The following is a 14975-nucleotide window of genomic DNA, read 5'->3' as shown; positions in this document are numbered from 1 at the left end:
CTCTACTTTGGTAAGAATAAGTTCTGAACTATCTTCATTATTGAGATAATTCATAATACCTATATCACCAGTATCATATCGAATCATGGGTGTATCAAAATTAAATAGATCCGTAATTACAATTCTTCCAATATTTCCGGGAGCTACCCTTTCGTCATTATCAAAATTTAAAATTTCTATATAATAACTTGCCAAATTAATTTTAAAATATTCCTCCATTATGGGTTGCTGTGCTAGCATTCCATTTTCGGCATTAGAATATCTCGATACCATATCAACATCAAAATATTTTTTCATCTGCAGTTTCGTGTTAGGATCTAAACGTTCCGACATTCCAATAACAGATTGCAATTTACAATCAATAGGTTCTGAATTAATTGATTCCAAATATTTACATATTTTATCAAAAGATGAAGCATACCCAAGCATTCCTTTATTTGAAGAATCTTGTTTTAGAATATCAATTAATTTTTTTACAGCTTCTTCTGATAGCTCAAAAACATTTATAGGTATGATATTTTGAAAAAAAGACGCTAGTCCGTTCTTCTTTTTAAACATATTCCAGAATCGTAAATAGTACAATCGATATCCAATAGTAAATCCACATAATTCTGAGAAGTAAATTATATCAGCTGTGTTCCTATTTTTTTTATTAAGATCTTGATAAACCGTAAACGAAGCGCCAGTAGAGCCACTAGTAGATACTCCTACTTTCTTTTTATTAATATGTTTTTTAGACCGGATAGCATAATAAGATTTTTTTATAATTTCTTTATTGACTACCGGAAAATTTTGCAGAGTTTCAGGATTGACATGTTTATAAAACTCAGAAGTGGTTGTTGCATGTTGTAGTACCTCCTCTAAATACTTTGCCTTTTTCTCAATTGAAAGTGGATCATTTGGATTTTCAATGATGTACTTAATATCCTGATAATGCTTTCTTACATTACCTCCTTTTATAAAATCAATAATCCAAAAAGAAAGATTTCTAATCCTTTCGTTAACTCTCATATACCGTCCACTTTACTTTTATCTTTATTCAAAGCACAGTAAACATCAAAGCCATAAGTTTAGCTCATGATAAAAGAGGTATTTGCATATTTATGGGATATAATATGCAATTACTATTATGACGATGTTATTTACTTTTCTTGTTTTCGGTAAAATAAGAAATTGTTAGAAAATATCTAAACAAAAAGTTAAAATTATAACTTTTGATACTCTTCTAAAATTGCGTTCCAAACAAACTTCCTTTCGTAACGTTCACAAATCATATCTCTAGCCTTAAGTGATAGCTGATTGATATAATCCGTATCGGACATAAACTTTTTCATAGCCTCATATAAAGCTTCAGAACTTTTTACAGGAATGATCGTACCATTTAAATCTTCAGATACAATTTCATTACAACCATTAATATCTGTTACAATACTAGGTAAACCCATAGATCCTGCTTGCATTACTACATTAGGAAATCCTTCTCTATAGCTAGGAAAAGCTAATGTATCTGAAATTGCAAAAAATGGTCTAACATCATTTTGCCAACCCACTGGAATAATATTAGGGTTTTCGTTAATCTCTTTTTCTGTTTCCGGTAATAATGGATCTAAATCTCTTTCATAAGTTCCTACAAGTAGCAATTTTGATTTCTCAAATTCACTATTCAACTGCTTAAAAGATGTGATGAGTTCATTGATTCCTTTATCCTTAACAAATCTACCTACGAAAACGAAAACAAAATCATCATCCAATATATCAAGTTCCGTTCGCAATTTAGCATTGGTTTCTTCAGTATATTTTGAAGGATCAAAATGAGCAGTATCTATACCGTTAGAACTACCATTTGCAATGACTTTCAATTTTTTGGAAGTCGTATACTTATTTTCTTTAATAATATCATTAAGCCCAAAAGAATTTGGATAAATCATACTGGCACAAGCGTAGGTAACCTTTTCTACTGTATCCAATAACAACCTTTTCGCTCCAGTAGCTTCTAATAAAGGTAATCCAGCTATAGTATGTAATCTATGAGGAACTCCTGCTAATTTTGCTGCTAACATAGATAGTGTTCCAGCTTTAGGAGTATGACTATGTACAATATCAGGTTTTTCTTTTCTAAAAAGCTTATACAAATGATATACAGCCTTTAAATCTTGTACGGGCGTGATCTTACGAGTCATTTCTATAGGCACTACTTCAATACCTTCTTGTTTAGCAACTCTATCTAAGATATTTTCATCTTTACTAGAGACACCTATGACTTCATAGTATTGAGACATAAACTTTAACTGCCCTTGAAGTAATCCGCCAAGAGATCTAGGCACAGTAGTAACACGAATAATTTTTCCCTTTTTTTCCACTATTTAGAAAGTATGAATATTTTAGGTTGCAAATATATATATAAGGTGGTATTAATGTTTTTATTTTTATTCTTTTTTAAAATCATCGATTCTATATTAAGAACAGTTAATTATAGGATGACAAAAAAGTACCTACATATCTCCATAGGAGTTTAGTGCTAGAGTAAATATGCTACATCATCATATACTATATATCAATATTCTATATAAAATTGAAAGGTATACTACTTTTGACAGACTATACTGATGCTTTTTTACAATGAGTTGTAAATATGATACAATGGATCATATTGTTGTTACAAAAGAGAATTAAAAAATTGTAACGATTTACTTTATTTGTGTAAACAAATAGAATATTAAAATCAACTTATGTATATTTAAGCGATTGGAAATATTGCACACACAACAAAAAGAAAGAAAAAACTTACAAATTTTATGTTTTAACTATAAAATTTGGGGAATAAATCATCAAAATTCATGACTCACACACTTTACCTCAGTATCAAGGGCATTTTATGCCATCAGCAAATTCATTTTGGTTCAAAACCCAAAAACTGTTACGGCAAAGCCGTAAGCTTTTAATTGTTTAATTATCAATTAATTAAGTTTTGTAAATTTTAACATTTTTTTTCGACATAATGCACAATAGTATCGATGAAAATACGTTAAACTTGAAATTGAAAACCTAAAACACCCCCCAACCAAAATGAGAAAGTTACCCTATTTTCTGTTAATTTTATTCGCCGTAGGCTTTTTTGCCTGTAGCACCGAGAACATTGAAGATGCAGTTTCCGAAGAAGAAGAGGAAATAATCGAAGATGACGAAGATGATACTCCTCCTGAAGAAGAGGATGATGGAGTTGTTTCTGATACTCCATGTGATTTTGACCTTTCTGGTCTAGCAGCAAATTCTACAGTTACTATAGATTGTCTATTAGATTTAGAAGGATTGACTATTAATTTACCTTCCAACGTAACCTTTGACTTTGCAGGTGGAGATATTTTTAATGGTACACTTGTATTTTCTGGTGGAGTTATCGATGGAAGACTTTTAAACTCTAAATTAGAAACACAAGGTAATGTAACACTTAAAGATCCTACATTTAAGTTTACTGCATCTAGATGGGAAAATATTGTTCAGGGACCTACAAATTCTGATATTGCTTTAGAAAATACTGCAGAATTTGAAGATCTAATGTTCCAAATAAGAGAAATGGGAGGAACAACCTTCGAAACCAATGTATTCGATGCTTTCTTTGAAACTACGAAAGTAACAAGTACTACTGCAGATCAAAATTTCTACGCTTCTGTAGAAGCAATTAATGTACCTTCTAATTTCCATTTAAAAATGTCAAATAATACGAAATTGAGACAATTTCCTGCTGAAGCTGAAATTGAAAATGGTACAGTTATAGCAGTTAGAGATGCTGAAAATGTAACGATTTCAGGTGGTAACATAATAGGAGATAGAAATGATAGAATGTATACTGCGGATGATGTTGGATTACAAGGAACACACCTTATGCATATTCATTCTGGTAGAAATGTTACAGTTGATGGTGTAAATTTCGTAGAAGGATCTAAAGGTGCTTTGACTATTTATTCTATAGGATTTAGATTTGATCCAGATTATATTCCAACATATGGTGTGAAAGTGATCAACTGTTCTTTTACCAATATCAGAAGAATGGGGATTGCACTTACGGATGGTAATGATATCTTAATTGAAGGAAATACGTTTACTAATATAGGTCAACCAATGACTGGATCTGATGGTGGTGAAGTTGGATACGCCATTAATATAGAAGCTTTTAGGACTAGAGATGCTAATGGAAATCTTTTAGAACATGAAAGAGCTTTTGATATACTTATTAGAAGAAATACAGAAATTAACAGTAGAGTTGGTTTTACAGCAGCTAYAATTGGACAAGACATCACTGTAGAGGATAATGATATCGAAACTAGATGTATTCTCTCCTTAGCTTCTGGAACAAAAATTATCAATAACAGATTCAATGCTTCTGCTGCTGCTGCTGAGCGATTTGCAATCTTTGCAGCGGGTAGTCATAGTGAAACTGTATTTGACAATGAAATTTCAGGTAATGATATTACCGGATATAGTATTGGTATTGCAACTGATACTAATGATATCGATATACATGATAATAATATTACAAACGGAGATATAGGAATACAGTTAAAAGACACTTCGGATTCCAGACTTTACAATAACATGATCAATGTAAACGAGACAGGTATTAGTGCTACGAATACTTTTGTAAACAATACTTCTATCACTAATAATGAAATAACTGCCGGAAGGTTCCATTTGTTCCTTACAGGATTTAACAACACTCCAGAAACAAATGGATATACAATTACAGTAGAAGGAAATCAGTTTTTAACCGCTAGAAAAGTGACTATTAATAATGCAAATGGTATTACTTTTATGAACAATGAGGTTACTGGCGGAATTGAATTAGGAACATCTTCTAATATCAACATTTCTGAAAATACTAGAATTGATCCTAGTGATAGTGATGGAATTAGATTATATGGAGCACACTCTGATGTTTCTATTACGAATAATAATATTTTAGAGCCGTCTGGAGATGATAGATATGATTGTATTAATAATAATTCAGACACTCCCAATGCGATTACCTTAAGTGGTAACACATGTGCTACTAGATAACAATTTAAAGTGTAATAAGGTAATCTTATGTAAACGAAAGCCGGAATACTTAGTTGTATTCTGGCTTTTTACAATGTATGTGTTTGCTGAAACTTAACTTTCTTTTACTTCTTCAATAATAAAATTTTATCAGACACTAGTTCTGTGAAATAACTAGCGCCTTTATCATTGAGATGAGAAGGATCATGGAAAAGCTCAAAATTATTAATAAACCTATCGTCATTAAAAAAATTCAATACCGGAATATTTTGTGCGTTCGCCATTTGATTAATTAAATGGAATGATTTGTTATTCTGATAATTAGTTTTTATTAGTTTTGGAGATGTAACAAATACCAATTGAATATTATTTGACTTTGCATTCAAAATAAATTCTTCTAAAGCCAAAACTAAATTATTATCTATTGTATTTTTTTGGTCTACACTATAAGGATTTAAATCTTTATAGTTTTTATTTACGGTTCCATGAAGTGGTCTATATCCTTTATGATCTATTTGTGGCGAAACATAATAACGTGTCATATGTATAATAGTAGAGTTAAAAAGATATGACTTAAAAAGCATCTTAATATCTACAAACCGATTATTTACTGCAAAAATAGGTCTTAATACATCTTTATGAGTGACATAGTAGGGATATAGATCATGAAGTCTGTCATAGGCAATATTAGATTGAAACAAAAAATCCTCATCAATATTTAGGATAATCGTTTTGGGTTTTATCCGTTTCAAGATCATTTTTTGAAGTCCTAAGTGATATAACAATTGTTGTCCCTCTGCTCCTGCATTATAAACTGAACTATGCAATTTATTCTCCAAAACTTCAGGAACATAATGTCTATGCGCATGTGAACTTCCAAAAACCAGTATTTCTGCATCTGTTTTGTCAATTGCATAGGTACTTCGAGCGTATTTACCAGTCTTTTGAGTATAGAATAATTTTTGAGCTGCAATACCTAAAGTCATATCAACTATTACTATAATAATCAACAATTTAACGATCTTAAAAAGTATAATTTGATACTTGCTCATATTTCTCTTTCTCAAAATTGAAAATATATAAACTGGCTATCTCCAAAAACGCCAATGTATAAAATCAAAAAAACCAATAAACTATATGCCAACATTCTTGAAATTTCTGTCTTTTCGGTAATTTGCTTAACAGAACCTATATACTCTCTCCATATTTCAAAACCAATCAGTACAAAGATGGCCAACACAGCGTAGAAAGGTGCAGCTATATCGTCTCCCATTCCGATGTAAAGTTTACCAGGTTGCAGGAAAATCTTCTTTATAATCAAAAACGCTTCAGAAACGGTATTGGCTCGAAAAAAAATCCACGAAAAGCAAATAAGACAAAACGTACACACTATATTCAGAATTCCTTTTCTCTTTTTTGAATTAAGCAATACTTCTATAATCAGATAGCAACCATTAATCGCTCCCCATAAAACAAATGTCCAATTAGCACCATGCCATAATCCGCTTATTAAAAAAGTGACAAAAAGATTAAAAAACCATCGAAACTTCCCTACTCTATTACCTCCCAAAGGAATATATAGATAATCTCTAAACCATGTAGACAACGAAATATGCCAACGATTCCAGAATTCATGGATAGATGCAGCAAAATAAGGTCTCCTAAAATTTGTCATTAAATCAAAACCGAAAAACTTTGCTGTACCAATTGCAATTAATGAATACCCTGCAAAATCACCATAAATTTGAAATGCAAATAATATCGTAGCAAAAATAAAACTAAGACCATCATGCTGTTCTACATTGTTATACACAGCATTCACATAAATAGCCGCTCTATCAGCTATTACTAATTTTAAGAAAAAACCAATAATTATTAACTTAAAACCTAAAGAAATAGAACCTTGTGAAAAACTTCTTTTATTCAAAAATTGTGGCAAAAGATGTGTAGCTCTTTCTATTGGCCCTGCAACTAATTGTGGGAAGAAAGAAACAAATGCCGCAAAAGCAATGAAATCTTTTGTAGGCTTCAACTTCTCTCTATATACATCAATAGTGTAAGACATTGTTTGGAAGGTATAAAAAGAAATACCTACGGGTAGTATAATACGTAATAGCGTAAAATTCCCATTCCTTATGCCAATAGCATTGCATAATTCTATCCACAAGTCAATGAAAAAATTACAATACTTAAAAAATGCTAATAGTCCCAAATTGAAGAAAACACTACAAAGCAACCATCTTTTTTTATGCTTCTGAGAATTTGCTTTATATATCTTAAGACCTACAACATAATCAACTACCGTACTTAAGGCAATTAAAGATAAAAACCTCCAATCCCACCAACCGTAGAATATATAACTAGCAGCTAGTAATAATATATTCTGTAAAACTATTTTGCGTTTATCCAAAAACCAGTATAATGAAAAGGTAACTGGAAGAAAAATTAAAAAATCAAACGAATTAAAATACATTGCGTATAAAGACCAATTAAAGTTCGATTGTAAAGTTTCTTTTTACCGCGTCAAACTTACCATTAGGTCCTAATGGAATATCCTCTACTATGTTTACAGTATAGTGTATGTTTTGTCCCAATCTATCTTTTAGATTATGGACCAATTTTTCTTTCATTTGATCATCGAAATTCTGATCCGCTATTAAATTAACAATGATTTCATTATGGTTTTCTTGAACGATTTGACTTTTTACAATACCTTCTAAACCTTTATAAGCTGTATCCATTCGACCTACATATCCCTTTTCCTTGGTCCAAAGAATGTCATCTTCTCTACCTGTTAGTTTTTCAATTATTGGCATCGCACAATCACAATCGCACATTTTTCCTTCTTCACGTAGCAAAACAGTATCCTCAATATTATATCGGATTAAAGGAGTTTTTAGATTAGTAAAACTAGTAACGACCAGCTGTGCAACTTCTCCTAGTTTTGCCTTTTCTCCTTTTGCGTTAATAAACTCAAAAATTCCAGAATCAATATTTAAATGCAAATTGCCTTTTACGCATTCTGTAATAAAAGGACTTCCCTCGCTAGAGGCATATTGATTAAACACATGACAACCAAATGCTTTCTCTATTTCGGATCTTTGATAATCGTATAAAGTTTCTGCTGTAACTGCTATGGCTTTTGGAGTGAATTTAATTTCAATATTATTTTGATTAATAAATCTGCTAATAATATATATCGCAGATGGGTATCCATCTAATAATAGTGGTTTGAACTTGTTTAATTTCTTTATATAATAAGGCAAGTTTTCATCTGTTAGATGATAGGTGGACATCAATAGTTGATTCTCGAAATAATTATATACCCAAAAAGGTGCTTTTTTAGCTTCTGGTTTTACAATTAGTCTTCCAGAAAATCGTACCTGCCTTACTCTTTTTGTATCTAATCCTATTGATTTGTGAAATCGTCTCCATAAGGCGAAAGATCTATTGATGGATTCTTTATCTAAATAATTTACAGTTGGTGCGCCTGAAGTACCACTGGTATATCCTACTCCATCTGTAGGTCTCTTTTTATTAACCAATGCTTCTGGATTTGTTTTTCTTTCCGATTTGGTTAAAATTGGCATTTTCTGGAGAACCTCATATGGATTCTTTTCAATATCATCTAAAGTAATACCTAAATCTTTCATGATAGCAGCATACCAATCTGAATGCTCAAATACTTCAGACAATAGTAATTTTAGTCTACCTTTTTGGTAATCTTCAACCACAGTAATATCTGAATCCCAAAGATTAATATATTCATCTAAATATGTATAAAACTCCTTGGTATATCTTTGTTTAGAATTCTGATAAGCCTTTATATTTAGTAAAACAAACTTAAAAGGATATGGTAGACTATTATAAATTTTTTCTTGTAACTTTCCCATAACAGCTATTTTACTTGTTCTTTATAAAATCCCTGAATCTCTTGCGTATTGGAAACAATGTCATAATTTCCTTTTACTATTTTCTCCGTATTATCATTCTTTTTGGAGGCATCTATTGCTAATATCTTATCTGCCCATGATTCTGGTGATTGATCAATAGATAAAAATTCGATATCATCAGTCAGGCTTACTTCTGTAGTTATTGTATCCGAAGCAAAAACTTTTATTCCCGCGGCTTGTGCTTCGATTAGCGTAACTGGTAATCCTTCATAAAAAGAAGGAAACACAAATACATCAAACATTTGAAACAGTTGCGGCACATCAGCTCTTACCCCTAAAAAACGAACATTTTTTTCTATGGAAAGTTGTACTGCTTCCTTTTCCATAACTTTTCTCAAGGGTCCATCACCTACCATCATTAAAATAGTAGTAGGTTCTTTTTGTAAAATTTCCTTGAAAATTTTAAGCAGAAAAGCATGATTTTTCTGACTTGCAAAACGCCCTACATGTCCAATAACTAAAGAGTTTTCTACATCAAATTCTTTCTTGTATTCTTTGGCAATAGCTTCATCGTACTCAAATTTCTCAGTATCTATTGCATTGTTCATTGTAGTAAAAGACCTATTACCACCAAACAACCAATTCCCAGCTTTATCACCACAAGAAAATAGATGAGTAGCATCTTTCTTGACTTTCTTTTTTAATTGAAGTTTTATCAATTTTTTGAAAGTTTCTTTAATACTTTCTTTATTTGAAAAAAGCGATCCCAAACTTACATCATCAATGGCAATATGTGCATGTGCAATTCGACATGGAATATTAAATTCTTTTGCTATTTTTAATGGGAAGCAGCTAAACGTATTTAAGTGAGAATGTACAATTGCATATTCTCTATGTTCTGTAAATAAATTTCGGAGTTTATTATAATAATCTCCTGGAAAAAGAGGATTGATTGGATCGAATCTATATATTTTCCCTCCCAAACTTTCTATTTCATCATCAAAAGCTGCTTTTTCTTTTCGATGTACCAGAAAATCAAACTGCACTTGATTTCTATCAATTTTTCGATAATAATTCATAATCATCGACTCAGCACCACCTCTATTCATGATGGTAAATACCTGCAAAACACGTATAACTTCCATTAAAACTCTCCTTTAGTTTTATAGCGTATATAAAGATTTAAAAGTATCCCAAAAGGAATAGCTAAAATTGTAGTCAATTTCTTGGGGGACTCACTAATAAATGATCCGTTTTTAGTAAAAATGGCACTGGAAACATAATGTATTGCATTTTTAAACTTGTCTTTAAAGTTTTCTGCAAGTTTCATTCTGCTTTTTCGTGAAAACGCGAAGCCTTTTGGATGCCTTCTGTATTGTTTTAAGATATTCATACTTGACCCATCCTGCATATATTCTACTTCACATAAAACTTCATTTATAGGAAATAGCGTGTAATCCTGATCAATTAACTGATATAAGTACCCAAGTGGTACGAACCGTTCTCCTTCAAAAATTGGATAAGAAGGATATTTTTTTACTACTTCGGTACGATATACTAATTTCTTATCACCCAATACTTTGTGTACATTATATAAATCATATAAAGTAGTCTCCTTAATATGCTCAGGAATTTTTGTTCCTATGATCTTTCCATCAGGATCTGCATCTAATCCAACAAGTCCTGCAAATTCTGGTTTATCTTTTATTTTTTCCCAAGCGACAAGAATTTTTTCTATGGCTTCTTCTCCGATACAATCATCGCTATCGATACATACATTCAATAAAGTTTCTGTTAATCGATATGCTGCATTATGTCCGCCATGCATTCCTTGGTTTTCCTGATAATGATATTGTATATCTATTTTCCCTTCTTTTATCCAAGAAGCTACCAATGACTCTGTATCATCAGTAGAACCATCATCAATGATTAACCAGACAAAATCCTGATTTGATTGTTTTATTAAACTCTCGTAACATTTATGTAAACAATAAGCCCTATTGTAAGTTGGTGTAAATACAGTTATAGTTTTCATTAGTAGTTGATTAATTGATTTGTTGTTAGTGATTATCCCCAATATAAATAGTACATCATATATGTAAATGAAAAATAGGCCAACATTACTTTCCCAATCATAAAATGGTGGTCCTTAAAAAATTCTTTCTTTAGAAATGGATATATGATAACAATTGCCATCATAAACCATGATAGATATGCAAATCGATTCGAATAATTTGCCTTAATAACCAAAATCCAAAACCCATTACAGATCAAATAAGTATTAAGCAATTGATAATAAAATTTATCTTCAAATTTTTTCTTATAAATAAAATACCATCCGGCAAAAACAGCAAAAGCACTATGAAATAAAAAATCCCATCTAAAACCTGTACTGGCAAATGTATTTGCATCCACTTCAGAAGTTAAATACCCAGTGAGTCGATCATCACCAAAACCTAAACTGGCAAACAATGTTATCCATAAACTTCCCATTACTAATGAAAGTGGTATACAGAATAACCATCCTTTAAAGAATACTTTTGGATCATTATAAAAGTTGGTAATGATGTAAGCAAAAATTGGCAAAAACAGTGTTTTATGAAAAAAAGTGGCTGCAAGAAAAAATAATGCCATTACCACTTTTTYCTCGTGATAACATAATCCCCATAAAAACAATGAAGTTGCAGCACCGTTACGCATTCCGTTTACTCCATAAGTCCAAAAAGAAAAGGAAACGATAAACATCACAAATGAATAATACCAATATTGACCAAATAACTTCTTAGAAATCTTATATAGCGGGAATATGTATATAAATGCACAAATTGTAAAAAAGGTATGCGCTGACACAATCTGCGCTAACGTCTTCATAAAGACATGCCAACCATAATCATTCACTTCTGGAATTTCTCCTCCTAATCGGTATCGATCAAAGGTGACTATATAATTGACGGTATCTCCAAAAATCCCACTAATAGGTCGTTGACCAATATAAAGAATTAAAAAAATTAATAAAAAATAACCCGAAAAATTTATGAAAACAATATTCTTGTGCTCACTAATCTGTAACAGTCTAGTGTGCAATAAAGTGAATACCACCAAAAAGAAGCATAAATTAATATACAACGGATAGTAAAACTCTAAAGGCACAAAAGTGTTCATTTTACTAGCTTCTTTTTACGGTTATATTCATAATATACTTCATTTTTTCGAGCTTCTCATTTGTGTATATTACACTTTTTTTCCATCCTGTTTCACGATACGTGCAGGATTTCCTACTACAACACAATTATCCGGCACATCTTTTACGACCACAGAACCAGCTCCGATAGAACAATTATTTCCGATCTTAATATCTCCAATAATTATGGCTCCTGTATAAATAGAAACGTTATTACCAATAGTAGGTCTTTTACCATCTACTTCACCAACTGTAACCAAGTGATTTACATATAGATTCTCTCCTATTTCATCTGCGTTTAAAATAGTACTATAAGGATGTCCAGTTAAAACACCACCTCCTAATTTAGTACTGATATCAATTCTAAAGTATTTTTCTTTTTTACAATACAAATTCAGCAAACTAGAAACAATACCTCTATTTCTAAAATAAAATAAGGTTCTAAAATCTGGAGAATTTGCTAAAAAATTCAGAAGTAAAGAAACTTTACTCCCATTCATCCCCTTGGCTGATGCCCATCTTTCTATATCCTTATCAATTAGATCTTTATTTTTACTCCCTTTATAAATGATCACATGCGGAAATAAAAAAATCTTATATATATTTAAAATTAGTGATCTCATATTATTTTATTACTTCGGTGAACAAATTATTCCATTGATTCATAACTTGGTCTAAACTGTATTTTTTGGAGTTTTCTCTAGCCTTTGCTCCCATTTTTTGAATAGTTTCCCTGTCATCCATCAACTTATTCAATTGTTTTACAAATGCAGTATTATCGTATACAGGAACTAAAATACCTGTTTCATTATCAACTATATTCCTTGGTCCATATGGACAATCAAAAGATACTATTGGTAATCCTGATGCTTGTGCCTCTAATAAAACCAACGGAAAACACTCATTATGAGAAGTCATTACAAAGATCGAAGATGCTAACATTTCCTCCTTCATCTTATCAGTTGACCCCATCAACTGTAAGGTATCTTGTATACCTGCTTTATTAATTTTATTCTGAAGCATTTCTACATAACCTGATTCCCCACTCCCAAAGATATGAAGTTTCCAATCTTTTCTAGTTTTTGCGATTTCTGTCCAAATGTCTATCAATATATCATATCCTTTTACTGCTGCAATTCTTCCTGCTGTAATAATATGATTACTGTTAAGGTCAGATACTTTTTGGGGAAAGAATGTCAAAGGGTTTGGAATTACTACTGTATTATTACTTTTATAATAATTTGATTCGTCTTTGTTAAGAATTATCAATTTATCATATTTAGTTTCCACATAATCAGCAAACTTGAAAAAGTATTTCTTAAACAAACTGGGATTTTCACGTTTATCTTTTTCTATAAACCTGGAATAATGAAACTCCTTCATTTTCGGAATACCTTTTACTATAAAAGGAACAAAATAGGTATCTACACTATGACTACATACTACTACTACATCTGGTTTAATTTCTTTTAATGCTGCCTTAGTTCTAGATATATGCTTTGGTAACTTTTTTAAGTTCTTAGGATGAAAATAAGACTTCTTTCTATTATAATTAATCGCTAAATCTTTAAAAACGATATTTTCATTAAAGGAATAACAAGGTGTTTTTCCTTTTTGTTCTGTAGTAATAATATGTACTTCGTAATTATCCTGAGAAGCGAAATAATTTGCCTTTATAGAAAGTACTCTTTCTATTCCTCCATGGAGATACACTTGATCTATGACAAATACAATTCTCATTGGGATGAGGTATTAGTTAAACCAGTAAAAAGCTGATTCCACTCTTCTGCAATGGTCTCGGGCAAATATTTCTTTACAGCTTCTTTTGCTCTAGTTCCCATTTTCTTTCTTTGCTCTTCATTCTCTATTAGTAAAAGAATAGCAGTTGCAAAAGCGTTAATATCACCATTTTCGACTAAAAGACCATCCGTTTTATCACTAATAATATCCGATGGGCCATAAGGACAATCATATGATATACAAGGTACTCCATAAGCCATTGCTTCTGTTAGCACCATACCAAATCCCTCGTATCGAGAGGACATTGTATAAATGGATGCCTGCTCATACTTTTCCGCAATATTCTTTACTGGCGGATAGAAGTTCACTGAATTAGAAATTTCAAGATCTTCCGCCAATTTGCTCAAACCTTCTTGTTCACTAATCGTACCATAGATATCTAAACTCCAATCCTGGTGTTTCTTAGCCACTTGTTCCCAGCTTTTCAACAAACGATCATATCCTTTTTGGAAACTATGTTTCCCTACGGCCAAGACTTTTTTGTTTTCTAAAGTACTTTTTGATTCTGGATAAAAGGATAGTGGATTAGGAATAACTTTAAGGTTCTTAAAAGACCATTCATTCAAATTTCCATTGGTAAGTACTACAAAATGATCATAATACTTCCCTCCGAAATTCATCAGTGAAAACTTGGTAGCCGTTGTTATTCTTTTAGATAAAGATCTTTTTCCCTTTTTGATCTCAACATTTCTAGAAACATGTCTTTCATAAATCATCGGACAAGGTTTTCCAAGGACTAACGGAACGAAAAAACCTTTTAAACCATCATCACATACCGCTATTACATCAGGTTGAATCTTCTTAATGGTATCCTTAAGTCCTTTCGCATATTTATACATCCTAGAAATAGGATTTCCTTTTGCTTCTACATTATGATACGATAATTTAGAACTAAAATCGTAGAAAAGATCATCTGTATTCTGGTTTAACGTAACGATATGGATATCATAATTATAGTCATCTGCAAGTTTACTTGCTTTAATCGAAAGCACCCTTTCTAATCCTCCAGGACCATCGATACGATTTACTATATATACCAGTTTCATTAATTTACTTTTAAGAATAGT

Annotated in this window: 12 protein-coding genes; 1 reads left to right on the top strand and 11 read right to left on the bottom strand. The window is 31.3% G+C overall.

All coding sequences use genetic code 11. The annotated features are described in order from the left end of the window. Both GBO31_RS25235 and GBO31_RS25230 read right to left on the bottom strand, forming a co-directional pair. Positions 1–1011, bottom strand: a 1011-nt coding sequence (locus tag GBO31_RS25235) for a CoF synthetase (RefSeq protein ID WP_219011414.1), incomplete at its 3' end; no start/stop codon positions are given. Positions 1012–1205: 194 nt separating this feature from the next. Further along, positions 1206–2363 carry a glycosyltransferase family 4 protein gene (locus GBO31_RS25230; RefSeq protein WP_343211348.1) on the bottom strand — a complete coding sequence of 386 codons (1158 nt, stop codon included), beginning with the start codon at positions 2361–2363 and terminating at the stop codon, positions 1206–1208. A 703-nt stretch (positions 2364–3066) separates the two neighbouring features. Here GBO31_RS25230 and GBO31_RS25225 point away from each other — a divergent pair. Then, complete coding sequence (locus GBO31_RS25225) at positions 3067–5055, top strand: right-handed parallel beta-helix repeat-containing protein (protein ID WP_219011413.1); 1989 nt, start codon at positions 3067–3069, stop codon at positions 5053–5055. A 104-nt stretch (positions 5056–5159) separates the two neighbouring features. Here the strand turns inward: GBO31_RS25225 and GBO31_RS25220 are convergent, their stop codons facing one another. The 9 genes from GBO31_RS25220 to GBO31_RS25180 all read right to left on the bottom strand — a co-directional run bounded on the left by GBO31_RS25220 (position 5160) and on the right by GBO31_RS25180 (position 14954). Then, the gene (locus GBO31_RS25220) at positions 5160–6086 is read right to left on the bottom strand and encodes a hypothetical protein (RefSeq protein ID WP_219011412.1); all 927 of its coding nucleotides are present in this window, start codon (positions 6084–6086) and stop codon (positions 5160–5162) included. Between the two features lie 11 nt (positions 6087–6097). Next, a complete protein-coding gene (locus GBO31_RS25215; RefSeq protein ID WP_343211347.1) occupies positions 6098–7444 on the bottom strand; it encodes an MBOAT family O-acyltransferase in 1347 nt (448 codons plus the stop codon). A gap of 79 nt (positions 7445–7523) precedes the next feature. Continuing rightward, complete coding sequence (locus GBO31_RS25210) at positions 7524–8927, bottom strand: phenylacetate--CoA ligase family protein (protein ID WP_219011410.1); 1404 nt, start codon at positions 8925–8927, stop codon at positions 7524–7526. A gap of 5 nt (positions 8928–8932) precedes the next feature. Further along, complete coding sequence (locus GBO31_RS25205; RefSeq protein ID WP_219011409.1) at positions 8933–10072, bottom strand: glycosyltransferase family 1 protein; 1140 nt, start codon at positions 10070–10072, stop codon at positions 8933–8935. Further along, a complete protein-coding gene (locus GBO31_RS25200; protein WP_219011408.1) occupies positions 10072–10962 on the bottom strand; it encodes a glycosyltransferase family 2 protein in 891 nt (296 codons plus the stop codon). The genes GBO31_RS25205 and GBO31_RS25200 overlap by 1 nt, the downstream gene beginning before the upstream one ends. 32 nt (positions 10963–10994) lie before the next feature. Continuing rightward, positions 10995–12089 carry an EpsG family protein gene (locus tag GBO31_RS25195; protein ID WP_219011407.1) on the bottom strand — a complete coding sequence of 365 codons (1095 nt, stop codon included), beginning with the start codon at positions 12087–12089 and terminating at the stop codon, positions 10995–10997. Positions 12090–12158: 69 nt separating this feature from the next. Further along, on the bottom strand, positions 12159–12731 hold the full coding sequence (locus GBO31_RS27270; protein ID WP_219011406.1) for a serine O-acetyltransferase: 573 nt from the start codon (positions 12729–12731) through the stop codon (positions 12159–12161). 1 nt (position 12732) lies between these two features. Next, on the bottom strand, positions 12733–13848 hold the full coding sequence (locus tag GBO31_RS25185; protein WP_219011405.1) for a glycosyltransferase family 4 protein: 1116 nt from the start codon (positions 13846–13848) through the stop codon (positions 12733–12735). Then, positions 13845–14954 (bottom strand): glycosyltransferase family 4 protein, encoded by a 1110-nt coding sequence (locus GBO31_RS25180; protein ID WP_219011404.1) that lies wholly within the window; start codon positions 14952–14954, stop codon positions 13845–13847. Before GBO31_RS25180 ends, GBO31_RS25185 begins: the two co-directional genes overlap by 4 nt. Positions 14955–14975 lie beyond the last annotated feature (21 nt).

Source organism: Aquimarina litoralis (assembly GCF_019295435.1).
GTDB lineage: Bacteria > Bacteroidota > Bacteroidia > Flavobacteriales > Flavobacteriaceae > Aquimarina > Aquimarina litoralis_A.
This window is presented reverse-complemented; position numbering and strand designations above follow the sequence as displayed.